This window comes from Croceicoccus sp. BE223 (assembly GCF_031457155.1).
In the GTDB taxonomy this organism is placed as follows: domain Bacteria; phylum Pseudomonadota; class Alphaproteobacteria; order Sphingomonadales; family Sphingomonadaceae; genus Croceicoccus.
Genome location: NZ_JAVDWB010000010.1, coordinates 1 through 23,816, shown reverse-complemented (window position 1 = coordinate 23,816; position 23,816 = coordinate 1). Strand labels below are relative to the sequence as shown.

The window sequence follows — 23,816 nt, the reverse complement described above, 5'->3', positions numbered from 1 at the left end:
CCCTCAGCCCAGCAGCCGTTCGTTCACCACCTTGCCGCCCTGCGTCAGGCGGATGGCGTTGCCGATTTCCTCGTCCAGCACGACCTCGTTCTTCTCTCCGTCCCAGAACGCGGACAGGAAGTTGAAGAAGTTTCGCGCCAGCAGCGCCGACGCGTCGGCGGGAAGATGGGCAGGCGTATTGGAATAGCCGACGATCTTGACGCCGTGCTTCTCGACCACCTGGTCGGGCACCGAACCCTCGACGTTGCCTCCTTGAGCGACGGCGAGATCGAAGATGACCGAACCGGCCCGCATCGTCGCGATCTGCGCATCGGTGATGAGTCGCGGCGCCGGGCGCCCCGGGATCAGCGCGGTGGTGATGACGATGTCCTGCTTGGCGATGTGGCTGGATACCAGTTCGGCCTGCGCCTTCTGGTATTCCTCGCTCATCTCGGTGGCATAGCCGCCGCTGCCCTCGCCTTCGATCCCCGCGACGCTTTCGACGAAGATCGGTTTGGCGCCGAGCGACTGGATCTGCTCCTTCGTCGCCGAACGAACATCGGTCGCCGACACCTGCGCACCGAGGCGGCGGGCAGTGGCGATGGCCTGGAGCCCGGCGACGCCGACACCCATGATGAAGGCCTTGGCCGCGGTGATCGTGCCGGCGGCGGTCATCATCATCGGGAAGGCGCGGCCATAGATGTTCGCGGCGACCAGCACGGCCTTGTAGCCGGCTAGGTTCGATTGCGACGACAGCACGTCCATCGACTGCGCGCGGGTGATGCGCGGCATGAAGTCCATGCTCAGCGCCTCGTAACCGGCGGCCCCATAGGCCTCGACCGTGTCACGCTCGCGGAACGGATCGAAAATTGCGGCGACCTTCGCGCCGGGCTTCGCACCGGCAAGGTCCGCCACCGCCGGGGCGCGCACGCCCAGCACCCAGTCCGCGCCCATGACGGTCGTGCCCAGCGGGCCGACTTCGGCACCGGCGTCGGCAAATTCGGCGTCCGAGATGGACGCGTTGTTCCCCGCCCCGCTCTCGACCCGCAGGCGCGCGCCCAGCTTGGTCAGCTTCCTGACGGTTTCCGGCGTCGCCGCGACACGGGTTTCACCCGCCGCGCGCTCGGCTACGATCGCGATGATCGGCCCCTGGTTCCCCTCCACAGGTCCTGGTCCGGTCGGCTCAGGCAATGATCATGACGACGATCGCGGCGACGATCGCGCAGACGATCGTTCCCCACTTCGCCATCGCGATGAAGCTGTCGTAGGTCGAGCGGGCGGCCTTCATGTTGTCCTGGCTTGCCATGGTCGTCCGATTATCCCCTTGCTGTTGCCGCCCGAGCGAACCGGGACGGCAAGTCTTGTGTTGGTGGCGGTCGGTCCGCCGGACGCACGGCTGTATCCGCCCCTCGTTCAAGGCACAAGCCCCGCCACACTGTCACTAAGTTCAGGGATAGCGCCCCTTGCGGGACCATGCCGACCGCAGCGCAAGCGCGCCCTCCGCGGTCGCGAAAGCCGGTTCGCCGTGGCGCTTCCGCAGCGGCAACGCTGACCCTTAAAGGCATTATTTACGATGTCCGTTTATGCATTTGCGGGTGTTTCCCGCAGGCGATCCCCGCTTGCGCAGGATGGGAGTGTTCGATGGGCGAGGACGAACCGCGCCTGGTGCTGCTGGTGGACCGCGATCCGGCGCAGGTGCGCCTGGTCGGATCCATTGCCGCGCGTGCCGGCTGGCGCAGCCATGCCGAGAGCGACAGCGCTTCGGCGCTGGCCTACCTCGCCAGCGACGAGACGGAGACGCCGCAGGCGATCCTGCTCGATTCGATGGTCGCGCGCGAAGACAGTTGCCAGCTTATCGGCCAGATCCGGGCCGCTGCTCCCAGCCTGCCGATCCTGTTCCTGGCCCAGTCAGCCTCGCCGCTGATGGCGGTGGAAGCGATGCGCGCCGGCGCCACCGACTACCTGATGAAGCCGATCGCCTCCGAACGGGTCATCTATGCCCTGGAAAGCTCGATCCACTCTGACGTACGGCGCGACGAACTGGCGCCGCTGTCGGAAAAGATCGAGGCGCCGCTCGATTTCGACATGATGATCGGTTCGGCCACCAATTTCCGCGCCGCGCTGGCCCGCGCCGCAAAATCGGCACGCAGCCACGCGCCGGTGCTCGTCAGCGGCGAGCCGGGCACGGGCAAGGAACTGCTGGCCCGCGCCATGCGCTCGGCCAGCCCCCGCGCCAAGGCGCCGTTCGTCGTGCTGCACACCGCCGGCATGACGCCGGGCAACCTCGAATCCGCGCTCTACGGCCACGAACGCGGCGCCTTTCCCGGTGCGTTCGAACGGCGTGTCGGCTGCCTGCAGGATGCCGATGGCGGGACCCTGCTGATCGACGACATCGAACGCCTGCCGCTCGACCTGCAACGCCGCCTCGCCCGCACCATGCGCACCGGCGAGGCCCGACCCATGGGCGCGGCCCACTCCTTCCGGCTCGACGTGCGCGTCATCGCGACGGCGGCCGAGGAACTTGCGCTGCTGGTGCGGCACGAGGTGCTGGATCCGGAACTTTCGGACCTGTTCTCGGGCACCTCGATCCATCTGCCGCCCTTGCGCGATCGGCAGCGCGACATCGCGCCGCTGACCCGGCACTTCCTCGCCCTCATCGGCGAACAGCCCGGCCTGAGGCGGCTGGGCGTGACGGACGAGGCGCTGGCCCTGCTCGAGGGATACCAGTGGCCGGGCAACCTGCGGCAGCTTCAGGCCGTGCTGTTCCGCGCGGCGGTCTTCTGCGACCGGGACGCGCTGACGGTGCAGGACTTCCCGCAGCTTTTCGACCTCGTCGGCGACACCATCCCCGCCATCGCCGCCAAGCAGGGCGGCGGCGTCCAGCTCTTCGGCCCGGACGGCCACTTGCGAACGCTGGAGGAGATCGAGGCCGACGTCATCCGGCTCGCCATCGGCCATTACCGCGGGCGGATGAGCGAAGTCGCGCGCCGGCTCGGCATCGGTCGGTCGACGCTCTACCGCAAGGTCGGCGATCTCGGCATCGACGACGCGGCCTGATCCTTCGGGCCCTTGCCAGGCGCGGATGGCCCGCCTAGCGGCCGGACATGAGCGACGATTTCGACTTTACGGGCAAGACCGCGCTGATCACCGGCGCGTCGTCGGGCATAGGCCTTGCCACTGCGCGCTGGCTGGAGAAACGCGGGCTTGCCCGCCTCCTCCTCGCCGACATCGACGATGCGGCGCTGATGGCGCACGACTTCACCTGTGCCGTCGAACGCATGGCCGGCGACGTGTCGAGCGAAGCGTTCTGGGTTGATCTGTCCGGCACCGCGGGATCGATCGACCTCGCGGTGCTCAGCGCCGGGATCGCGCCGGGCGGCACCGCGCTCGCCGATACCGATTTTGCCGAGTGGCGGCGCTGCATGGCGGTCAACGTCGACGGCGTCTTCCTCGGCCTGCGCGCGGCCATGCACCTGATGCCGCGCGGCGGGTCGGTGGTGGTGATGAGCTCGGTTTCGGGCATCAAGCCTTATCCCGGCACGGTATCCTACGCGACCAGCAAGGCCGCCGTCGTGCAACTGATGCGCGTCGCCGCCGCCGAAGGTGCGCGGCAGAACATCCGGGTCAACGCCGTGGCGCCCGGACCGGTCGACACGCCGATCTGGGACAAGGCCGACATCACCGGCGCGCTCCATGGCGACCAGCCGGATGAAGCCGAAGCGCGGGCCGCGATGATGGTCGAACTGGCCAGGGGCACGATGCTGCGCCGCGTGCCCGATGCGGCGGAGATCGCCGGGACCATCGGCTTCCTCCTGTCCGACATGGCGGCGAACATGACCGGGATGGTGCTGCTCACCGACGGCGGCGCGACTCTCAGGGTCTAGGCCAGGGCCGCATCATCGCGTCATTTGCGAGAAATCCGTCAGCGCCCCGTCGCGCAGACCGCGCCAGACATGCATCGCCTGCACCGTTTCGGCCGCATCGTGGACGCGCAGGATGTGGACCCCCATGTCCAGCGCCATCGTCGCCACCGCGAGCGACCCGCCCAGCCGCGCGTCTGCCGCTGCCTCGTTCGAGAGCGCACCGATGAACCGTTTGCGACTGACGCCCAGCAGCAACGGCTGGCCCAGCGCGTGAAACAACGGCAGCGCGTTGATGAGCGCGAGATTGTCGGCCAGCGACTTGCCGAAGCCAATGCCCGGATCGAGGATCAGGTTTTCGCGTCGCACCCCGGCCTGAAGCGCGAAGTCGCGCCGCGCGCGCAACTCGTCGAACACGTCGAGCACGACGTTCTGGTATTTCGCCCCGGCGTGGAGGTCGTCGCCCTTGCCCGGCGCATGCATGACGACCACCGGGCAGCCCGAATCGGCGGCAACATCGGCGCTGCGCGGGTCGAACTGCAGCCCGGAGACATCGTTGATGAGCCGCGCCCCGGCTTCCAGCGCGGCTTCCATCACCGCGGCCTTGCGCGTGTCGATCGATACCGCCGCCCCGCCCGCGGCGAGCCGCTCGACCGTCGGGATGACGCGGCGCACTTCGTCCATTTCCCAGATCGTGGATGCCCCGGGCCGGGTCGATTCGCCGCCCACGTCGATGATGGCAGCGCCCGATTCCAGCATGTCGACGCCGCGGCTGACCGCCGTTTCGACATCGTCGTCGAACGTGCCGCCGTCGGAAAAGCTGTCGGGCGTGACATTGAGGATGCCCATGACCTGCGGCTGGTCCAGCCGAACCGTGCGATGCGTGCCGTCGCCGAAATGGAGGTCGAGCGGAACGTGCGCCATGCGCAGGTTCGACCACTGCCGCTCGCCATCCTCGATCAGAGGATCGGGCAGGCGGGAAAGCGCCGCGGCGACATCGGGCGCGGCGACGATCTGCCGGTTCTGCACGTGGCCTGCGTTCGACCTTACGATCAGCGCGAATTCGCGGGCATAGCACATGGTGCCGGCGATCCGGATCGCGCCGGGCATCTCGTCCGGCCCCTCCACGCTCTGCGGCGAAGGGGCGAATGTCAGCGGCTGGATGTAGAGCTTGGGCATCACCCGGCCTTAACCGGGCGGACGCGCCGCGCCAATCACCAAGCGATCAATCCTCGGTCGCGAGGACATAAAGCTGGCGCTGCGCATCGATCGGGGTCAGCCCTTCGCCGCTCTCCATGTGCCAGAAGGTCCAGCCGTTGCACGAGGGCGCACCCTGCAGGGCCGCGCCGACGCCGTGGATCGAGCCCTGCTCGTGGCCCGAAACGAGCGAACCGTCGGCCCGTACCTCGGCACAATAGCGCCGCTTCTTGTCGAACAGCCTGGTGCCGGCGGGAACATAGCCCGCCTCGACCAGCGCGCCGAACGCGACGCGCGGCGCCTGGCGTTTCGACTGCATCGTCTTCAGCGCCGATTCGTCTAGCGGCAGTGCCATCTCGATCCGCTCCAGCGCGGCCTCGCGATACGTGCCCTCGCGCTCGCAGCCGATCCATTCGCGGCCCAGGCGCTTCGCCACCGCACCGGTGGTGCCGGTGCCGAAGAAGGGGTCGAGCACGACATCGCCGGGGTTCGTCGTCGCCAGCATCACGCGGTAAAGCAGGCTTTCGGGCTTCTGCGTCGGGTGGACCTTGGTCCCGCCCTTCTTCAGCCGTTCGGGCCCGGAACAGATCGGCAGCACCCAGTCCGAGCGCATCTGCAATTCGTCGTTCAGCGTCTTCATCGCGCGGTAGTTGAAGGTGTACTTCGCCTTCTCCCCCATGCTCGCCCAGATCAGGGTTTCGTGCGCGTTGGTGAAACGGGTGCCCTTGAAGTTGGGCATGGGATTGGACTTGCGCCAGATGATGTCGTTCAGCACCCAGAAGCCGGCGTCCTGCATCGCCGTGCCCACGCGAAAGATGTTGTGGTAGCTGCCGATGACCCAGATCGAGCCGTTCGGCTTCAGGATGCGGCGCGCTTCGGCCAGCCAGCCCTTGGTAAAGGCGTCGTAGGCGGCAAAGCTGTCGAACTTGTCCCAGTCGTCGGTCACGGCGTCCACCGCACTGCCGTCGGGGCGCGACAGGTCGCCCCCCAGTTGCAGGTTGTAGGGCGGATCGGCGAAGATCATGTCGATCGAGCTGGCCGGGATCGTGCGCATCGCGGCGATGCAGTCGCCGTCGAGTATCTGCCCCAGCGGAAGCTGCGCACGCACGTCCGGTTGCGGTTTCGCCGCCCGCGCGCGGACCCTCTCGGGCTGATTGAGAAGCACTGTCGCCATGTAGACCCCCTGTGGAAAACCCATGGTGAGTCTTCGCGGACTCGCGGTCAAGCAGGGATTGTCGGCGGTCGGTCGGTTTGCCGAGGGGCGTGAGTCCGCGTCGCAACAGTCGCCCACATCATCTTGAGTCCGCAGGTAAAAGCGGGACTCAACATCTTGCGACTGTGGCCTTGCGGACTCGCCCGGCAGGCAATTTCGCCTGACCGCCGATGACCGGATCGAGCGCGCGTCCGCTGATCAGTCGACGGCTCGCAGTCCCGGATTGATGCCGGTCAGTTCGACCGAGCGCTTCCACAGCCACTGCCCGGCGCCCGGATCGCGCGCCAGCCGGGTGAGGAAGGCGGGGCCCGATTCTCCGGCCATTTCGCGGATACCGCGCGGGCCGTAGTAATCGCCGCTCTCCGCCTCCGGATCGGTCGCCGCCTGCAGCGTCGGCCAGGCGCCCTCTTCGGCCGTGTTGAGCAGCTTGCCCGCCAACGGCATCAACAACCTTGCGAATCCGAAATTGCGGCCCAGGTTCGTCGCGGCGACGCCCGGATGGCAGCCGATGGCGGCAATGCCCGAGCCGCTGGCCCGCAGCCTGCGATCGAGCTCGACCAGGAACAGCGCGTTGGCGAGCTTCGAATCGTAATAGCGCTGCATCCGGCTGTATCCGGCCTCTGCCTTCGGATCCGACCACAGCGCCTCGCCGCTCTTGTGCGCGATGCTGGAGGTGATGACGACACGCGACCCCGCGGTCTGTTCGAGCGCGGGCAGCAACAGGCAAGTCAAGGCGAATGTGCCGAGGTGATTTACCCCGAATTGCAGTTCGAAACCCTGCGCGGTGTGCGACAGCGGCGGCATCATCACGCCGGCATTGTTGATCAGCACGTCGATCCTGTCCCGCCCGCGCAAGGCGTCGGCTGCGCGCCGCACGCTGTCGAGGTCGGCCTGGTCGAGTTCGACGAAATCCAGTTTCGCCCCCGGCGTCTCCGCCGCGATCCGCGCCATCGCGGTGCGCGCCTTGCCTTCGTCGCGGCAGGCCATCACCACGTCGCCGCCGCGCGCGGCCAGCACGCGCGCTGCCTCGAACCCGAGCCCGCTGTTGGCCCCCGTCACCACGAAGACCTTCCCGGTCTGGTCGGTCACATTGTCGGCGGTGAATCCGGGCATCGGTTACTCCTGTCAGATCGGCATCTCTAGCTGCGCGACCGGCGCGAAGCTGCGCCGGTGCAGCGGCGTCGGACCGTAACGGCGCAGGGCCTCGAGGTGTTCCGAAGTGCCGTATCCGGCGTTGCGTTCCCAGCCATAGTGCGGATGGTCGAGCGCAGCGGCGCGCATCATCCGGTCGCGGTGCTCCTTGGCGATGATCGAGGCGGCGGAGATGCAGGGTTCCTTCGCGTCGCCCTTGACGATGGCGCGCGCCGGCCAGCGCCATTCCGCGCGGCGTCCCTGCGGTGTGAGATTGCCGTCGACCAGCACTTCGAGCGGGTCGCAGCCAACCTTGGCGCACAGGTCCTGCACCGCCAGCGTCATCGCCAGCATCGTCGCGCCGAAAATGTTGAGGCTGTCGATCGCCGCCACGTCGACGACGCCCACGCCCCACTGGCAGCGCCGCTTGATCACCCCTTCGAGTTCGGCCCGCCGCGCCGCGCTCAAAACCTTGGAATCTCCCAGCCCGGTCGGTCTCGGCTTGCACAGAACGACGGCAGCGGCCACCACTGGTCCGGCAAGCGGCCCGCGCCCGGCCTCGTCGACGCCGACGATCACCGGGCGATCCCGAACGGATTGCGGCCAAGGACAGAGACGGAACGGATTATCGACATGCGCATCACCCAGGCCTTCTTGCTCGCCGGCTTCGCTCTGGCAAGTTGCGGCATGCCTTCGACCGTGTCTTCGGGGAAAGAGGCTGTCGAAAACGCGGTTCCGATGGAGGATACCGACGCCGCCGAGGCGTTTTTGAAGGAGGACAAGGGCACGTTCGACGAGCCCTGGTCGATCCGCTTCGTGCCGGGCACCGACACCCTGATCGTCACCCAGAAGGCCGGCACCATTGCCGGGCTCGATACCGCCACGGGGCGGCGCTTCTCGGTTACCGGCGCGCCAAGGGTCGAGTATGGCGGCCAGGGCGGACTGGGCGACGTCGCCTTCCTGCCCGGCGAAGCGGCGAACGCGGTCGGTCGCCGCACCATCTACCTGTCGTGGGCGGAAGCGGGCGCGAACGACACTCGCGGCGCAGCGGTCGGCCGCGGCACGATGAATTGCGTGCCCGGCGGCGACTGTTCGATATCGGATCTCGCGGTGATCTGGCGGCAGGAGCCGAAGGTCACCGGTCGCGGTCACTATTCGCACCGGCTCCTCTTTTCGCCCGATGGGCGCTATCTGTTCGTGAGTTCGGGCGATCGGCAGAAGTTCACCCCGGCACAGGATCTGCAGGCCAACCTCGGCAAGATCGTGCGCCTCAATCCTGATGGAACGCCCGCCGCCGGCAATCCGCTTGCCGGCAAGGACGGCGCGCGGCCCGATATCTGGTCGCTGGGCCATCGCAACGTGCTCGGCCTCGCCTTCGATGCGAAGGGCCAGCTCTGGGATCTCGAACACGGGCCGCTGGGCGGAGACGAACTGAATCGGGTGGAGCCGGGCCGCAACTACGGCTGGCCGGTCGTCTCCAACGGCGTCAATTACGATGGGACCCACATCCCCGACCACGCCACCCGCCCCGAATTCGCCGCCCCCGCCATCAGTTGGGATCCGGTCATCGCGCCGGGCGACCTACTGTTCCCGTCGGACAGGCTGTTTCCCGATCTTGCCGGCAAGGCGCTGGCGGCGGGCCTGTCGAGCGAGGCGCTGGTCCTTGTCGACGTATCCCAGCCTCGGGCCCGCGAACTGGCCCGTTACGCCATCGGCAACCGCGTCCGCTCGCTGACCGAGGCGCGCGACGGTGCCATCTGGGTGGCGGAGGATGGCGAAGGGGCCAGGCTCTGGCGCCTGACGCCGCGCAAGCCGTAGCGGTCGCGCACCCTTCTTTCTTTCACCCTCCCCGGCAATAACGGCTCGACACGCGGGTTCCCGCGCCCTATCGGCCCGCCGTTTCCTCCCCCGTCCACCACCCGGTTCGTCCGCGCAGGTCCAGTTCCTTTCCATGGCCACGATCATTCCCCTCGACCAGGTCGAACCCGCGCTGATCGAGGCGTTGCTCGACACCGCGTTCGAACCGGAACGGCACAAGCGGACCGCCTACAAGGTGCGGGAGGGAACCGACTGGCTGCCCGCGCTGTCCTATGCCGCGCTGGACGATGACGAGTATCTCGCGGGCACCATCCAGTGCTGGCCGGTGGCGCTGACCGATCCCGATGGACGCGCCCACCCGCTGATCATGGTCGGCCCGGTCGCGGTCATGCCCGCGCTGCAGGGCGAAGGCTACGGCAAGGCGCTCACCCTCGCCTCGCTCGCGGCCATCGACGGTTCGGCCCGCCCGCTGCCGCAAGTGCTGATCGGCGATCCCGAATACTACGGCCGCTTCTTCGGCTTTTCGGCAGACGGCACCGGCGGCTGGACGCTGCCCGGCCCGTTCGACCCGGCGCGACTGCTGGTGCGCGGAGCCAATTCGGCGGTCCTCCCCAGCCGCGGCACGCTGGGGCCTTGGCTGGGATAAAAGGTTCTGGCATCGCGTTGGCCCTGCGATGCCTTACGACGTACCCCCCGATCTTGCCGGAATGAGCCTCGCTGAAATCGCGCAGGCCGTCGCCGCACGCAACCTGCCCCCCGTCGCGACATGGAACCCGGCGGAAAGCGGCGACAGCGCGATGCGCATCGCCCGCGACGGGCGCTGGTATCATGACGGCAGCGAGATCACCCGCGCCGCGATGGTGCGCGCCTTTTCCGGCCTGCTGCGCCGCGACGACGACGGTTTCTGGCTAGTCGTCCCGTACCAGAAGCTGTCGATCGAGGTGGAGGACGCCCCGTTCGTTGCCACCGACGTCCGGGCTGATAACGATGGTGGCGAACAAGTGCTGACGTTTCGGCTGAACACCGACGAATTCGTCACCGCCGACGCCGATCACCCCGTTACCATCCGCGGCAGCGCCGAAGAGCCGGCAGCCTACATCACGGTGCGCGACAGGCTGGAAGCACGGCTGGACCGCTCGACCTGGCTGCAGCTGGTCGAGATCGCGCTTGCCGAAGGAACCGACCCGCCGGGCGTGACGAGCCGCGGCACCCGGTTCGGGATCACCTCCGGATGAGCGCGATCCGCCACGAGCTGGTCGCGATGCACCGCTCCGGCCATGCCCGCGCGATCAAGGACATGCTGATGGATCCGATCTCGTCGGAGATCGAGACCTTGCGCCCCGCCGCCGTGCTGGTCGCCGTGACCGAACGGGCCGAAGACGACGGCAACGGGCCGGGCATCATCCTGATCGAGCGCCCGATGAGGATGCGCACCCACGGCGGCCAGGTCGCCTTTCCCGGCGGCGCCATCGATGCGGGCGAAACCCCGGTCCAGGCGGCGCTGCGCGAAGCGAACGAGGAGATCGGGCTGCCCTTGTCCAAAGTTCACGTCATCGGCGAAACCGACGGCTATCGCACCGGCACCGGCTTCACCGTCACCCCGGTGCTGGCAACGATCCCGCCCGATCTGACGCTGAACCCCAATCCGGCCGAGGTCGACGAGTGGTTCGAAGTGCCGCTCTCCTTTGCCTTCGACCCGGCCAATCATCAGCTCAAGGAGGCCTTCTGGCGTGGCAGGATGCGCAGCTATGTCGAGTTTCACTGGGCTGGCCACCGCATCTGGGGGGCGACCGCCGGCATGATCGTCAACCTGTCGCGCCGGCTTCACTGGGCGGAGAAGTACAGGTGAGATCTCTGGACGACGCCGCCTGGATGGGGCGCGAGGACCTAGCCGAACTGGTCGAGACGCTGGGCGCGGATCAGTGCCGTTATGTCGGCGGCTGTGTCCGCGACGCGCTGATGGGGCACGAAGCGCACGACATCGACCTGGCGACACGTCACCACCCGTCCGAAGTCGTCAAGATCCTGGCTGAGGCCGGGATCCGGACCGTGCCCACGGGGCTGGAGCACGGCACCATCACCGCGGTGCTGGACGGCGGCCCGGTGGAAGTGACCACCTTGCGCCGCGATGTCGAGACCGACGGGCGGCGCGCCACCGTTGCCTATGCCGATGCGTGGGAGGATGATGCCGCCCGCCGCGACTTCACCATCAACGCGCTCTACGCCCACCCCGTCACGCACGAGATATCGGACTATTTCGACGGCCTGGACGATCTCGCCGCCCGGCGCGTCCGCTTCATCGGCGACGCGCGCCAGCGCATCCGCGAGGATCATCTGCGCATCTTGCGCTATTTCCGCTTCCAGGCCCGCTTTGGCAGCGAACCGGCGGACGAGGACGCGATCGCCGCCTGCCGCGAATTGGCCGCGACGCTCAAGGGCCTGTCGCGCGAAAGGGTGGGCTGGGAGCTGCAGAACCTCTTGGCCCTGCCCGATCCCTCGGCGACGGTCGCGCGTATGGCCGAGCTTGGCGTACTGCGTGTGGTGCTGCCCGAAACCGGCGCGGTCCAGATCGATCGCCTCGCCCGCCTCGTCACAGCCGAGCGCGAAGCCGGGATCGAACCCGACGCCATCCGTCGCCTTGCCGCCCTGCTGCCGCCCGATCCCGCCTTGGCCGAACAGGTCGCGGCGCGCCTGCGCCTGTCCAACGCGCAGAAGAAGCGCATCGTGCAGGACGCCGGCCGCGAGGATGCCGATTGCGAAAATCCGCGCGCGCTGGCCTATCGCCTGGGCACCGACGTCGCGCGCGACAGGTTGCTGCTGTGCGGCGCCTCCGTCGCAAAGCTTGCCGGATGGGTTGTGCCCGACCTGCCGATCAAGGGCGGCGACGTGGTCGCCGCCGGCGTCGGCGCCGGTCCCGAAGTCGCTCGCTTGCTCCGCCAGGTCGAGGCGCGCTGGATCGACGAGGGATTTCCGGACGAGGCCCGCACCCGCGCGATCATGGCCGAGGAAATCGCTGCGCGTGGCTGAGGCCTCGCTCGCCCTGCCGCCGGCATTGCGTCAGGCTGGCGAAAGGGTGATCGTGGCATATCGCCCTCATGCCTGACGTCGCCGCGTTCCTGCGCTCGTTGCCCCAGGGCGACACTTTCGCCGCCCACCCGCTGCTCGCCGTGGCGCTGGCCGCGCTGTTCCTGTCGATCATGGGCGGCGCGCTGGCCCGCCGGATGCCGACCGCCGGCGGGCTGGTGCGCGGTGCCGGTACGTTCGGCCTCGTCGTCGTGCTGGTGCTGACCGCGATCGACTTCGCCCGGATGAACCCCGATCTGGCGCTGCCGCAACTGGGCGTGCCCGAACAGGTGATCGACGGCGAGGAAACGCACGTGCCGCTGTCGGGCGACGGGCACTACTGGATCGAAGCGCGGGTCAATGGCCACCCGACGCGGTTTCTCGTCGACACCGGCGCCAGCCTCACCGCGATCTCGCCCGAAACCGCCGCCGCCGCCGGGATCGAGGCACAGCAGGGCCTCGGCACTGTCAGGCTCGAAACCGCGAACGGCACCGCGCCCGCCTACCTGACACAGATCGACAAGCTGGAAACCGGCACCATCGCCGCCCGGGACTTGCGCGCGGTCATCGCACCGACGATGAACGGCATGAACGTGCTCGGCATGAACTTCATGTCGCAACTGGAAAGCTGGCAAGTGAAGGACGGGACGCTCATCCTCGTGCCGCACAAGGCGCAGCTTCCCGTCACCGGCTGACCCCAAATCGCGACGCATCTGACGTTTCGTTTGCATTTCGCAGCCGCAGCAACTATCTGAGCCCTCGGTGACGGCCCCCTCGGGGCCATCCGCCGCCAGCGTGAGCGCCCGCGACATTGACATGCGGAGTGGCCCGGGGCGGATCTACGGTCACCATCGAGCTTCCCCTTTCACGCACGGGTCGCATGACGAACCCAATGCGCGCGGCCCGTGGGGCCGACGCGTCAACGTGAGTATTTGCATGTCCTATTTCGAATCCCTCGGCCTTGCCGAGCCCATCCTTCGTGCGCTTGCCGCCAAGGGTTACACCGAGCCTTCGCCGATCCAGCGCCAGGCGATTCCCGCCCTCATGGAAGGACGCGACATCCTCGGCATCGCGCAGACCGGCACCGGCAAGACCGCGGCGTTCTCGCTACCCTCGCTGCATCGCCTGGCCGCCGATTATCGCAAGCCCGGCCCGGCTTCGTGCCGGATGCTGGTGCTGTCGCCCACCCGCGAACTGGCAGCGCAAATCGCGGAGAACATGAGCCGCTATGCCAAGCACCTGCCGATCAACGTGGAATGCGTGTTCGGCGGCGTGCCGGTCGGCAAGCAAGCCCGCCGCCTGGTGCCCGGCGTCGACGTTCTGGTGGCGACGCCCGGTCGCCTGCTCGACCTGATCGACCAGCGCGCGCTGACATTGAAGCACGTCGAGATCTTCGTGCTCGACGAGGCCGACCAGATGATGGACCTCGGCTTCATCAAGCCGCTGACCCGCGTCGCCAACCTGCTGCCCAAGGATCGTCAGTCGCTGTTCTTCAGCGCGACGATGCCCAAGGACATCGCCGACCTGTCGCAGCGCTTCATCAACAACCCGGTCAAGGTCGAGGTCGCGCCGCAGGCCACCACCGCGGAACGGGTCGAGCAGTACGGCACGTTCGTCAACCAGGCCGAGAAGCAGGCGCTCCTCACCCTTTCGCTTCAGGCGGGTCTTGCCAGCGGCGAGATCGAGAAAACGCTGGTCTTCACCCGCACCAAGCACGGTGCGGACCGGGTCGTGCGCCATCTCGTCGCCGCCGGCATCAGCGCGGCTGCGATCCACGGCAACAAGAGCCAGGCGCAGCGCACCCGTGCGCTCGACGGCTTCCGCAAGGGCGAAGTGCCGGTGCTGGTGGCAACCGATATCGCCGCGCGCGGCATCGACGTGACCGGCGTGAGCCACGTCTTCAACTTCGAGATCCCGAACGTCGCCGAGCAATACGTCCACCGGATCGGCCGCACCGCGCGTGCCGGCGCGGACGGCGTGGCGATCAGCTACATCGCGCCGGATGAGAAGCCCTATATCCGTGACATCGAGAAGCTGACCGGCGTGCGCCTGACGCCGATGCCGCTGGTCGAGAACTTCGAGAAGCGCGCCGCCGCCCTGCCCAAGGCCGGTCGCGCGCCCGCCGGCGCCGAATATGGCGAACGTCCCGCGCGCAAGCCCCGCCCGCAGCAGAAGAAGGGCGGCGACAGCCGCGCCTTCGAGGATCGCAAGGCCCGCAAGGACCGCGAAAATCGCGGCGATGGCCAGCCGCGCGACGACATGGGCCGTCCGCAGAAGCGCCGCTTCCGCCCCAAGGGACCCAAGACCGTCGGCACCCACAAGCACGCGGTTCGCGCGCGCTGAACACGCTCTCTGAAAACTGCCCTCAGGCGGCGCCCGGAACGCTTTCGCATTTCGGCGCGTCGCCCGAGGCAAACCGCGCGCGCAAGGCCAGCTTGTTGACCTTGCCGGTCGCGCCCAGCGGGATCGCATCGACGAATTCGAAACGGTCGGGCATCCACCACCTCGCGATGCGCGGGGCCAGAAACGCGCGAAGGTCCGCCTCGTCCGGCGCCTGGCCGGGCTCGGGCTGGATCACCAGCAGCGGGCGCTCGCCCCACCGTTCGTCGGGCATGGCGATGGCGGCGGCATTGGCGACGCCGGGATGGGACAGGACCGCGTTTTCGAGGTCGATCGAGCTGATCCATTCGCCGCCCGACTTGATCACGTCCTTGGCCCGATCGGTCAGCCGCACCGAGCCGCATTCGTCGACCGTCGCGAGGTCGCCGGTGTCGAACCAGCCGTCCTCGCCCAGGATTTCGCCCTCGCCCTTGAAATAGCGATCGACCACCGCGATCCCCTTGACCAGCAGCCGTCCGGTGCGCCCGCTGCCCCAGGGAATCTCGTCACCATGTTCGTCGACGACCTTGGTGTCGGTGCCGAATGCAGGCACCCCCTGCTTCAGCTTGTAGGGCACCCGCTCTTCCAACGGCGCGTCGATTCTGTCTCGCGGAACGCGGCACAGCGTGCCGATCGGCGACATTTCGGTCATGCCCCAGGCGTGGCCGACCTCGACCCCGTAATCCGCCTCGAAAGCGCGCAGCACGACTTCGGGCAAAGCCGATCCGCCGATGCAGACCCGGTCGAGCCAGGGCAGCTTCAGGTCGTTCGCGCGCAAGTGTTCAAGGAGGCCGAGCCACAGCGTCGGCACCGCGGCGGTCACGGTCACCTGCTCCTCGTCCAGCATCTGGTAGAGCGAGGCGCCGTCCATCCCGGCGCCCGGCAGCACCAGCTTGGCCCCGACCAGCGGCGCGGCGAACGCCAGCGCCCAGGCATTGGCATGGAACATCGGCACGACCGGCATGACCGTGTCGACATAGCCGATGTCGAAGCAGTTCTTGTTCACCGCCATCATCGCGTGAAAGACATTGGATCGGTGCGAATAGAGCACCCCCTTGGGATCGCCCGTCGTGCCGGAGGTGTAGCACAGGCCGCAGGCGGTATTCTCGTCGAACTCGCCCCACGGCGTGTCGAAGCCCTGCCCGCTGATCCAGTCCTCGTAGCAGATCGCCGCGAACGAGGTTTCGGGCATGTGTTCCCGGTCGGCGAGGATGACGTAGTGCTGCGCCGTCAGATGCGGGCGCGCCACCTCGATCAGGGGAACGAAGCAGGTGTCGAGCATGATGACCCGGTCGCCGGCATGCTCGGCGATCCAGGCCAGTTGCGCCGGGTGCAGCCGCGGGTTCAGCGTGTGCAGCACGGCGCCAATGCCCATCGTGCCGTACCAGGCCTCCATATGTCGGTCGCTGTTCATCGCCAGCGTCGCGACCCGGTCGCCGGGGCGGACGCCGAGGTCGCGCAGCGCGGCGGAAACCTGCTTGGCGCGGGCACGGACATGGCCATAGCTGGAGCGGTGGATCGAACCGTCGATCCGGCGGGTCACGACTTCGGTATCACCGCTGTATCGCGCCGCGTGGTCGAGAATCCGGTCGACCGTCAGCGGCCAGTCCTGCATCAGGCCCAGCATCCTTCACCTCTCGTCATCACCCTCTCGCGGGGCCCTTAGCAGATTGCGCGGGAACGGGCGCGATGGCAACCGCCGCCATCGACCGATGCGGCAAAGACGGCCCGGCGCGGGCCGGATGGTCAGCCCAGCCGCTCTCCGTCGACCGGATAACCGCCACCGTCGCGCAAATAGGCCTTTTCCGCCTCGGTGTCGGCGCGGGCCCGTGCCGCGTTGCGCATCGGGAAACGGCCATGGCGGGCAACGACATTGTGATGCCCGCGGGCGAAGGCGTGGATGCCGGCCACCTCCGCCTCCAGCGCGGCAAAGAGCGCGACGCTGCGATCCTGCAAGGCCAGATCCTCGGCATGCATCAGCGGCATGTAGAAGAACTGGCGCTCGGACAGGGTCAGCGCCTTGTCCGCCGCGAGGTCGAGGCCCGCGAGAACCAGCTTCTGCGCCTTGTCGTCGCCCGAAAAGGCCCGCGCCTCGCCGCGAAAGACGTTGCGGGTGAACTGGTCGATCAGGATGACGAGCGCGAGCCGTCCACGCGGCGTTGCAGCCCAGTCATCAAGCGTTCCGGCCAGCGCCTGATCGACCCGCTCGGCGAACCGGTCCCGGATCGTCTTGTCGATGTCGTCGCCGCCTTCGAACCATTGCGCCGGGGTCAGTTCGCGGAACCAGAAGTCCAGCACCGCGAGCCAGGGTCGGGCATGGCCCATGGCTCAGTCGAACCGGTTGTCGCGCGGAAAACCCTGTGGCGGCAGGCGGCCAGCCGCGCCCCTGGCGACGCGCCATTGCCACATGTCGCTCTCGGTCCGGGTGCGCCCGCTGTCGCCGCCCATCTTCCACGACAGGCCTTCCTCTAGCCTGAGCGTGGTGGCATCGGACAGCCCGCCATCGCGGTAGCGCTGCAACTGCACGCCTTGCCCGCGGGTCATGACCGGCAATTCCTCGAGGCTGAACATCACCAGCTTGCGGTTGTCGCCGACGACCGCGACGTGATCGTGATCGGCCGGAATTTCGCGCACCACCTTGAGCGTCACGCCGGGTTTCAGGTTCACCACCGCACGCCCTTTTCGCGTTTCGGCCAGCAGCTCGTCCATCCCCGCTGCAAAGCCGCGCCCGTTGTCCGAGGCCAGCAGCACCTGCCCCTTCGGCCGCGCGACCATCATCGCGACGATGGCGGTGGCAGGGTCGATGTCGAGCGTGGTGCGCACCGGTTCGCCGAAGCCGCGGCCGCCGGGCAGCTTGTCGCAGCCCAGAGTGTAGAAGCGCCCGTCAGCGGTGGCGAGCAGCAGCTTGTCGGTCGTCTGCGCGTGAAGCGCGAAGGCGGGGCCGTCCCCTTCCTTGAACTTGAAATCGCCGTTAAGTTCGACATGGCCCTTCAAGCCGCGGATCCAGCCGCGCTGCGACATGATGACCGTGACCGGCTCCTTCTCGATCATCGCGTCCATGCTGAACTCGACCGTCGGGGCGGCCTGCGCGATCGTGGTCCGGCGGCGACCGAGCGGCGTGTCCTCGGCATATTCCTTGCGCAGGGCGGCCAGGTCACGCTTCAACCGGGTGCGCTGGCGGGCCGGGCTCTCGACGAGCTTCTGCAGTTCGTCCCGCTCGGCCTTGAGGTCGTCCAGCTCCTTGCGAAGCTGCATTTCCTCAAGCTTGCGCAAGCTGCGCAGGCGCATGTTGAGGATCGCCTCGGCCTGCCGGTCGGTCAGGCCGAATTCGGCCATCATCACCGGCTTGGGCTCGTCCTCGGTGCGGATGATCTCGATCACCCGGTCGAGGTTGAGAAAGGCGATGATGTAGCCTTCGACCAGCTCGAGCCGCCGGGCGATCTGGTCGAGGCGAAAGTTTGCCCGGCGCACGAGGATCTCGATCTGCGCGACGATCCAATGGCGCAGCACCTCGCCCAGCCCCATCACCACCGGCGTGCGCCCGCCGCCCGGCTGGGCGTCGAGCACGTTGAGGTTGAGCGAGAACCGGCTTTCGAGGTCGGTCAGCTTGTAAAGGGACTCCTTGAGCAGTTCGGGATCGACGTTGCGGCTGCGCGGCACGAGCACGATGCGGATCTGCTCGTCGCTCTCGTCGCGCACGTCTTCCAGGATCGGCAGCTTGCGATCGCCGATCAGGGCGGCGATCTGCTCGATCAGCTTGCCTTTCTGCACCTGGTAGGGGATCTCGCTGATGACGAGCTGCCACTGCCCACCGCCCAGCCGCTCGATCCCGGCCTCGCGATCCTCGGCCTTCTCGGCCTCCGCCGCATGGAACCGGCCGCGCATGCGGAACGACCCGCGCCCGCTCGCGTAGGCGTGGCTGATGATCTCAGGGCTGTCGACGACGAGCCCGCCGGTCGCGAAGTCGGGTCCGTGGAACACTTCCATGAGCTCGGCATGCTCCGCCTTGGGATTGTCGATCAGCTTCAGCGTCGCGTCGATGATCTCGGCCGCGTTGTGGCTGGGGATGCTGGTCGCCATGCCGACGGCGATGCCGCTCGCCCCGTTGGCGAGCAGGTTGGGGAAAAGGCCGGGAAAGATCTCGGGTTCTTCCTCCTCTCCGTTGTATGTCGGGATGAAGTCGACCGTACCCTCGTCCAGCCCCTCCATCAGCAGGATGGCGGTGCGGGTCAGCCGCGCCTCGGTATAGCGGTAGGCGGCGGCGTTATCGCCATCGATGTTGCCGAAGTTGCCCTGCCCCTCCACCAGCGGATAGCGCAGCGCGAAATCCTGCGCGAGGCGCACCATCGCGTCGTAGACCGAGGCATCGCCGTGCGGATGATACTTACCGATGACGTCGCCGACGACGCGGGCCGACTTCTTGAAGCCGGACTGCGGGTCGAGCTTGAGCATCCGCATCGCCCACAGCAGGCGGCGGTGCACCGGTTTCAACCCGTCGCGAAGGTCCGGCAGCGAACGCGCGGTGATCGTCGACAGGGCATAGACGAGATAGCGTTCCGACAGCGCCGCGTCGAACGGTGCGTCGATCAGCCGGTCGAAGGGATCGGGTTCGGTCGTCAGGGTCGGGTCATCGGCCATGCCGGCTTCTCTAGCAGCGCCGCCCGCCTGCGGGAACGGCTTGCCGGGCATGTTCCACGGTTAGCGCCGATGCGCGGCCCCATCGCTTGTCGATGCTGCCGCGCGCCCGGTCGCAGGGCCGGGAACGGCCACCTTCGCCGCCGGTTGAGCAGTTGAATGGACACCACCCCTTCGAACGGAGAATTCGCATGACCGCCAAGGTCCTCATCATCGCCACCAACGGTTTCGAACAATCGGAACTCATGCAGCCGCGCGCCAATGTCGAAAAGGCCGGCTTCGAAACGGTTCTCGCCAGTCCCGAAAGCGGCTCGATCAAGGGTTGGGACCAGAAGGACTGGGGCGAGAGCGTCGACGTCGACATCTCGCTCGACGACGTCGACGTCGATGATTACGCCGCCCTGCTCCTTCCGGGCGGCCAGATGAACCCCGACATCCTGCGCATGGACGACCGGGTCATCGACATCATCGAGGAGTTCGACAACGCCGACAAGCCGATCGCCTCGATCTGCCATGCCCCCTGGTTGCTTGCCGAAGCCGACATCATCGACGGGCGGACGATCACCGGCTGGCCCTCGATCCGGACGGATCTCGAAAACGCCGGTGCCGACGTGGTCGACCAGGAAGTCGCGGAGGACGGCAACCTGATCACCAGCCGAAATCCCGACGATATTCCGGCGTTCAGCGAAGCTCTCATCGCCCGGCTCCGCGCGCTGTCGGGAAGCGAGGAAGAAGAGATGAGCGACAGCGTGGCCTGAATTAAGTTCATATACTTGAGGAAAAGCAGACCCCGCGGCAGGCCCAGCGCTTGCCGCGGGGTTCTCGCGTTAACCATTGAGAGTGTTATCAAACCGCAGTCCGAGGCAGGAAGGGAACGGCAAATCCGCCACGTTCTGCCGGGCCGAGTCGCGTCGAATCGCGGGGATCGCGCAGCAAAACGTTAACCATCCGTGTTACCCTTTCGCGCCCGCACGTGCGCCGCTCGTCAAATTGCCGTCATTGTAAGAAATCTACAGAAAACAATGGATTGGTGGATTTCTGGTACACTCCGCGCGGCGATTTTCCCATTATGGTGCACCACAATGGCACCGTCGGAATCATTCGCTTTAAGGATTGGGTCCGGATGTCTTAAGGTGTCTCACTGAGCAGGGCTTGTTTATCTAGTTCGTGAAGTAGCATGCTGGGGGGTACAGCTACTGCCACCCCTCTACATTGTTGGAGCCGCTCGCGGCTCGACGCGCTGCTTGCACCGGTACTCGCCCCGCAACGGTCCATTCGGAATTCCCGATGGCCGGAAACGAACGATCGGTCGTGCGCCCGCACGACCCCGATGTGGGGCGAGAACAGATGGACTTTCAGTCGAACGGCTCGAACAATGGCTCGAACGGTGACCACGAAACCTTCGGCCTGACCGAGGCCACGCCGGTCTTCAACGGAACCAGCAACGTAAAGCGGGTCGTCGCCGATCCGGGCCGCGAGAACGTCCTCGTCCTGCCCGCGGGCGTCTCGCTCGACGATATCGACGTCCAGGGCGACAACCTCGTCATCAAGCTGCCCGACGGTACCGAGATGATCGTGATCAACGGCGCGATCTACGTGCCGGAAATCGTGATCGACGGCGTCACCGTGCCGCCGATGAACCTGGCCGCCCTGCTCAACGCCGAGGCGCCGGAACCAGCGGCGGGCGAAACCCGCAGCTCGGGCGGCAACTTTGCCGATCCGGTCGATCCGATCCAGCCCGCCTACGACATCGGCGACCTTCTCCCCTACACCGAATTGTTCTTCCCGCAGCCGGAAGACCAGGAGATCATTCCGGGGCTCGTCAACCGGGTGCCCGAGATCACTTTCATCCCGGAAACCGGCGACGGTACCGTCGTCGATGAAGACGGCCTGCCGGTCCGCGACGGCGAAACCCCCGGCACGCGCGACCAGACCGATGGCGAAACCACGACCGGGACGATCCTCTACGTTTCGCCGGATGGGACGGAACGCCTGCTGATCGACGGGCAGGACATCTTCGAACTCAACGACCAGGGCGAAGTCGTCATCCTCGAACCGTTCGTGACGGGCTACCCGCTCGGCAACGGCGTGCTGGTGATCAACGAAGTCGATATCGCCACCGGGTCGATCACTTATACCTACACGCTGAACGACAACACGACCGGCGATGACACCTTCGTCGAGTTCGAGATCACCGTCATCGACCCGCAGGGCGATTCCGATACCGGAACGGCGCGCATCGACATCATCGACGATGCACCGTTCACCAACAACGACGGCCTCCTCGCCACGCTGGACGACAGCGCGGAAGGTGTCGTCGTCGGCACGGTCGCGCAGCTGCTCTCGAACGACGAATACGGCGCCGACGGCGCCGGCACGCCCGCGATCGTCATCGCCACCGGCAGCCTCGGCGGCACGATTTCGATCGTCAACGGCGAACTGGTCTACACCTCGAACTACAATGTCGCGCCAGGCCAGTCGGTCACCGAGACCTTCACCTACACCATCCGCGACGGCGACGGCGACGTCAGCAACACCTCGACCTTCACCATCATCCTGACAGACGATGGCCCGACCATCGGCTCCGGCCCTGACGATATCGCCGCGATCATCGCGGTCGACGAAGAAGGGCTCGACGACGGGATCGCCGGTGGACCTGAAAACGACCTTCCGGGCGAAGCGACCGTGATCAACGGCACCTTCGCCGGCTTCTCGTACGGCGGCGACGGCCCGGGCAACGTGGTCCTGGCTGGTGCGACCTACAACGATATCCTGACGCATGCCGGCAATCCGGTGGTCACCACCTGGAACAGTGCGACCCACACCCTCACCGGCGAGGATTCGGTCACGGGCGAAGACGTCTTCACCATCGTCCTGGCAGTCGACGAGAACGGCAAGCCGACCGGTGAATACACCTTCACCCTGCTGCAGCCGCTGACTCACGCCGACGGCGACGGCGAGAACGATCTCGATCTGCAGGTCGTGGCAACGATCACCGATTCCGAAGGCGACGCCAACACCGGCGTGATCAACATCACGATCGACGACGACAGCCCGACCATCTCGGTCGATCCGCGCTATGAGGCTGGCGACGTCATTCTCGACGAATCGCCCGCCGGTCAGGACGAGGATACCGACCAGACGCCCGCCGACGCGGACGCTCCGGCCGGCCGCGATTCGGTCGATTTCGACTTCACCGATGCCTTCGAAGACGGCGCGAATTTCGGGGCCGATGGTCCCGGTTCGATCACTTATGCCCTCAATCTGTCTGCCAACGGCGTTCAGTCGGGCCTCTTCGCGCTCGACGTGACCGATGCGGCGACAAACGACGACGACGGCTACGGCCAGGGCGAGCCGATCCTGCTCTACCAGGTCGATGCCACCACGGTGATCGGCTACGTCGGCGAAAGCCCGGCGGACGGCGAGAACTACACCACCTACTTCACGATCACCATCGATCCGGACACCGGCGTCGGCACCTTCACCCAGACCGGGAACGTCTGGCACGCCGACACCACCAACGACGACGACACCTCGTTCCTCGACATCGTCGACGGCGACCTCTTCGTCGAGGCGACCGCGATCGACTTCGACAACGACCCGTCCGCTCCGGCCCAGCTCAGCATCGGCCACGACGTCCTGCAGATCCAGGACGACGGCCCGTCGCTGGCAATTTCGGTCATCGCCGAAAGCGGCGAGGTCAACGACGACGCGCTCGTCGCGACGACCAGCGACGCGGATCTGCCCGACAGCGACAACACGCTGAGCCTTACCTCGTTTTTCTCGGTGACGACCGCAAGCTACGGCACCGACGGCGAAGGCACGCTGAGCGAGACCTACGGCCTCACCATCCTCGACAGCGACACCTCGCTGACCAGCGGCGGCGATCCGATCACGCTCAGCTACGGTCCTGCGGTCGATGGCAAGGTCTCGGTCGTCGGCATGGCCGATGGCGACGTGGTCTTCACCATCACCGTCGACACCGCGACCGGCGCGCTGACGCTCGAACAATCCGGCCCGATCGACCACGCCGAAGGCACCGACAGCACGCTGCTCGGCGCGGGCGTTCTCGAAGCCACCTATGACGCCACCATCACCGATGCCGACGGCGATACCGAAAGCCTCGACGGCAGCATCGACCTTGGCGACAACATCAGCTTCGGCGACGATGTCCCGACCATCGTGGTCGATCCCGACTACGAGCCGGACGCCGTCATCCTCGACGAATCGCCGGCTGGGCAGGACGAAGACACCGACCAGACGCCCGCCGATGCCGATGCTCCGGCCGGCCGCGATTCGGTCGATTTCGACTTCACCGCAGCGTTCACCGACGGCACCGACTATGGCAACGACGTGCCCGGCGACACGCAGTATTCGCTGCTGCTGACCAGCCAGAACCTAGCCTCGGGCCTTTTCGCGCTCGACGTGACCGATGCGGCGACAAATGACGACGACGGCTACGGCCAGGGCGAGCCGATCCTGCTCTACCAGGTCGATGCCACCACGGTGATCGGCTACGTCGGCGAAAGCCCGGCGGACGG

General features: G+C 67.1%; 20 protein-coding genes. 11 read left to right on the top strand and 9 right to left on the bottom strand.

The features are described 5' to 3' along the window. Positions 1-3 precede the first annotated feature (3 nt). Together J2X37_RS15930 and J2X37_RS15925 are read right to left on the bottom strand one after the other, a co-directional pair. On the bottom strand, positions 4-1,143 hold the full coding sequence (locus J2X37_RS15930) for an NAD(P) transhydrogenase subunit alpha (protein ID WP_310023182.1): 1,140 nt from the start codon (positions 1,141-1,143) through the stop codon (positions 4-6). Between the two features lie 19 nt (positions 1,144-1,162). Beyond that, the gene (locus J2X37_RS15925; protein ID WP_310023180.1) at positions 1,163-1,285 is read right to left on the bottom strand and encodes an aa3-type cytochrome c oxidase subunit IV; all 123 of its coding nucleotides are present in this window, start codon (positions 1,283-1,285) and stop codon (positions 1,163-1,165) included. A 335-nt stretch (positions 1,286-1,620) separates the two neighbouring features. Here J2X37_RS15925 and J2X37_RS15920 point away from each other — a divergent pair, with 335 nt between their 5' ends. Together J2X37_RS15920 and J2X37_RS15915 are read left to right on the top strand one after the other, a co-directional pair. After that, a complete protein-coding gene (locus tag J2X37_RS15920) occupies positions 1,621-3,036 on the top strand; it encodes a sigma-54 dependent transcriptional regulator (RefSeq protein WP_310023178.1) in 1,416 nt (471 codons plus the stop codon). Between the two features lie 47 nt (positions 3,037-3,083). After that, a complete protein-coding gene (locus J2X37_RS15915; RefSeq protein WP_310023176.1) occupies positions 3,084-3,863 on the top strand; it encodes an SDR family oxidoreductase in 780 nt (259 codons plus the stop codon). A gap of 12 nt (positions 3,864-3,875) precedes the next feature. On the opposite strand, the gene folP is transcribed toward J2X37_RS15915, so the two are convergent. The 4 genes from folP to J2X37_RS15895 form a co-directional block, all read right to left on the bottom strand. Next, positions 3,876-5,021: a dihydropteroate synthase gene (folP, locus tag J2X37_RS15910; RefSeq protein ID WP_310023174.1), complete on the bottom strand. Its 1,146-nt coding sequence runs from the start codon at positions 5,019-5,021 to the stop codon at positions 3,876-3,878. 43 nt (positions 5,022-5,064) lie between these two features. Beyond that, positions 5,065-6,234 carry a site-specific DNA-methyltransferase gene (locus tag J2X37_RS15905; RefSeq protein ID WP_404979645.1) on the bottom strand — a complete coding sequence of 390 codons (1,170 nt, stop codon included), beginning with the start codon at positions 6,232-6,234 and terminating at the stop codon, positions 5,065-5,067. Positions 6,235-6,447: 213 nt separating this feature from the next. Beyond that, positions 6,448-7,362, bottom strand: coding sequence for an oxidoreductase (locus J2X37_RS15900; protein WP_310023172.1), 915 nt, complete (start codon positions 7,360-7,362; stop codon positions 6,448-6,450). A gap of 12 nt (positions 7,363-7,374) precedes the next feature. Continuing rightward, complete coding sequence (locus J2X37_RS15895; protein WP_310023170.1) at positions 7,375-7,959, bottom strand: ribonuclease HII; 585 nt, start codon at positions 7,957-7,959, stop codon at positions 7,375-7,377. Between the two features lie 54 nt (positions 7,960-8,013). On the opposite strand from J2X37_RS15895, the gene J2X37_RS15890 reads away from it, so the two are divergent. From J2X37_RS15890 to J2X37_RS15860, 7 genes are all read left to right on the top strand, one after another. Continuing rightward, complete coding sequence (locus J2X37_RS15890) at positions 8,014-9,198, top strand: PQQ-dependent sugar dehydrogenase (protein WP_310023168.1); 1,185 nt, start codon at positions 8,014-8,016, stop codon at positions 9,196-9,198. Between the two features lie 133 nt (positions 9,199-9,331). Further along, positions 9,332-9,844: an N-acetyltransferase gene (locus tag J2X37_RS15885; RefSeq protein WP_310023166.1), complete on the top strand. Its 513-nt coding sequence runs from the start codon at positions 9,332-9,334 to the stop codon at positions 9,842-9,844. Between the two features lie 28 nt (positions 9,845-9,872). Further along, positions 9,873-10,433, top strand: a complete 561-nt coding sequence (locus tag J2X37_RS15880) for a DUF1285 domain-containing protein (RefSeq protein WP_310023164.1) — start codon at positions 9,873-9,875, stop codon at positions 10,431-10,433. Then, the gene (locus J2X37_RS15875; protein ID WP_310023163.1) at positions 10,430-11,047 is read left to right on the top strand and encodes a CoA pyrophosphatase; all 618 of its coding nucleotides are present in this window, start codon (positions 10,430-10,432) and stop codon (positions 11,045-11,047) included. The genes J2X37_RS15880 and J2X37_RS15875 overlap by 4 nt, the downstream gene beginning before the upstream one ends. 23 nt (positions 11,048-11,070) lie before the next feature. Next, positions 11,071-12,225, top strand: coding sequence for a CCA tRNA nucleotidyltransferase (locus J2X37_RS15870; RefSeq protein ID WP_310023363.1), 1,155 nt, complete (start codon positions 11,071-11,073; stop codon positions 12,223-12,225). A gap of 68 nt (positions 12,226-12,293) precedes the next feature. After that, positions 12,294-12,956 (top strand): TIGR02281 family clan AA aspartic protease, encoded by a 663-nt coding sequence (locus tag J2X37_RS15865; RefSeq protein ID WP_310023161.1) that lies wholly within the window; start codon positions 12,294-12,296, stop codon positions 12,954-12,956. Positions 12,957-13,197: 241 nt separating this feature from the next. Next, positions 13,198-14,604: a DEAD/DEAH box helicase gene (locus J2X37_RS15860; RefSeq protein ID WP_310023159.1), complete on the top strand. Its 1,407-nt coding sequence runs from the start codon at positions 13,198-13,200 to the stop codon at positions 14,602-14,604. A gap of 22 nt (positions 14,605-14,626) precedes the next feature. On the opposite strand, the gene J2X37_RS15855 is transcribed toward J2X37_RS15860, so the two are convergent. The 3 genes from J2X37_RS15855 to parC form a co-directional block, all read right to left on the bottom strand. Next, on the bottom strand, positions 14,627-16,255 hold the full coding sequence (locus tag J2X37_RS15855; protein WP_310023157.1) for a long-chain-fatty-acid--CoA ligase: 1,629 nt from the start codon (positions 16,253-16,255) through the stop codon (positions 14,627-14,629). A 131-nt stretch (positions 16,256-16,386) separates the two neighbouring features. After that, complete coding sequence (locus tag J2X37_RS15850; RefSeq protein WP_310023155.1) at positions 16,387-16,965, bottom strand: DUF924 family protein; 579 nt, start codon at positions 16,963-16,965, stop codon at positions 16,387-16,389. A 3-nt stretch (positions 16,966-16,968) separates the two neighbouring features. Continuing rightward, positions 16,969-19,278 carry a DNA topoisomerase IV subunit A gene (parC, locus tag J2X37_RS15845; protein WP_310023153.1) on the bottom strand — a complete coding sequence of 770 codons (2,310 nt, stop codon included), beginning with the start codon at positions 19,276-19,278 and terminating at the stop codon, positions 16,969-16,971. A 188-nt stretch (positions 19,279-19,466) separates the two neighbouring features. On the opposite strand from parC, the gene J2X37_RS15840 reads away from it, so the two are divergent. Continuing rightward, entirely contained in the window at positions 19,467-20,033 is a 567-nt protein-coding gene (locus J2X37_RS15840) for a type 1 glutamine amidotransferase domain-containing protein (protein WP_310023152.1), read from the top strand. 529 nt (positions 20,034-20,562) lie between these two features. Then, on the top strand, positions 20,563-23,816 hold a 3,254-nt coding region (locus J2X37_RS15835; RefSeq protein ID WP_310023150.1), incomplete at its 3' end, for a DUF5801 repeats-in-toxin domain-containing protein.

Excerpts from the sequence above, each read along its gene's own strand:
- J2X37_RS15925 (WP_310023180.1), bottom strand. The coding sequence starts at position 1,285 with ATGGCAAGCCAGGACAACATGAAGGCCGCCCGCTCGACCTACGACAGC.
- J2X37_RS15920 (WP_310023178.1), top strand. The coding sequence starts at position 1,621 with ATGGGCGAGGACGAACCGCGCCTGGTGCTGCTGGTGGACCGCGATCCG.
- J2X37_RS15915 (WP_310023176.1), top strand. The coding sequence starts at position 3,084 with ATGAGCGACGATTTCGACTTTACGGGCAAGACCGCGCTGATCACCGGC.
- J2X37_RS15905 (WP_404979645.1), bottom strand. The coding sequence starts at position 6,234 with ATGGGTTTTCCACAGGGGGTCTACATGGCGACAGTGCTTCTCAATCAG.
- J2X37_RS15900 (WP_310023172.1), bottom strand. The coding sequence starts at position 7,362 with ATGCCCGGATTCACCGCCGACAATGTGACCGACCAGACCGGGAAGGTC.
- J2X37_RS15890 (WP_310023168.1), top strand. The coding sequence starts at position 8,014 with ATGCGCATCACCCAGGCCTTCTTGCTCGCCGGCTTCGCTCTGGCAAGT.
- J2X37_RS15885 (WP_310023166.1), top strand. The coding sequence starts at position 9,332 with ATGGCCACGATCATTCCCCTCGACCAGGTCGAACCCGCGCTGATCGAG.
- J2X37_RS15880 (WP_310023164.1), top strand. The coding sequence starts at position 9,873 with ATGCCTTACGACGTACCCCCCGATCTTGCCGGAATGAGCCTCGCTGAA.
- J2X37_RS15875 (WP_310023163.1), top strand. The coding sequence starts at position 10,430 with ATGAGCGCGATCCGCCACGAGCTGGTCGCGATGCACCGCTCCGGCCAT.
- J2X37_RS15870 (WP_310023363.1), top strand. The coding sequence starts at position 11,071 with ATGGGGCGCGAGGACCTAGCCGAACTGGTCGAGACGCTGGGCGCGGAT.
- J2X37_RS15865 (WP_310023161.1), top strand. The coding sequence starts at position 12,294 with ATGCCTGACGTCGCCGCGTTCCTGCGCTCGTTGCCCCAGGGCGACACT.
- J2X37_RS15860 (WP_310023159.1), top strand. The coding sequence starts at position 13,198 with ATGTCCTATTTCGAATCCCTCGGCCTTGCCGAGCCCATCCTTCGTGCG.
- J2X37_RS15855 (WP_310023157.1), bottom strand. The coding sequence starts at position 16,255 with ATGCAGGACTGGCCGCTGACGGTCGACCGGATTCTCGACCACGCGGCG.
- J2X37_RS15850 (WP_310023155.1), bottom strand. The coding sequence starts at position 16,965 with ATGGGCCATGCCCGACCCTGGCTCGCGGTGCTGGACTTCTGGTTCCGC.
- parC (WP_310023153.1), bottom strand. The coding sequence starts at position 19,278 with ATGGCCGATGACCCGACCCTGACGACCGAACCCGATCCCTTCGACCGG.
- J2X37_RS15840 (WP_310023152.1), top strand. The coding sequence starts at position 19,467 with ATGACCGCCAAGGTCCTCATCATCGCCACCAACGGTTTCGAACAATCG.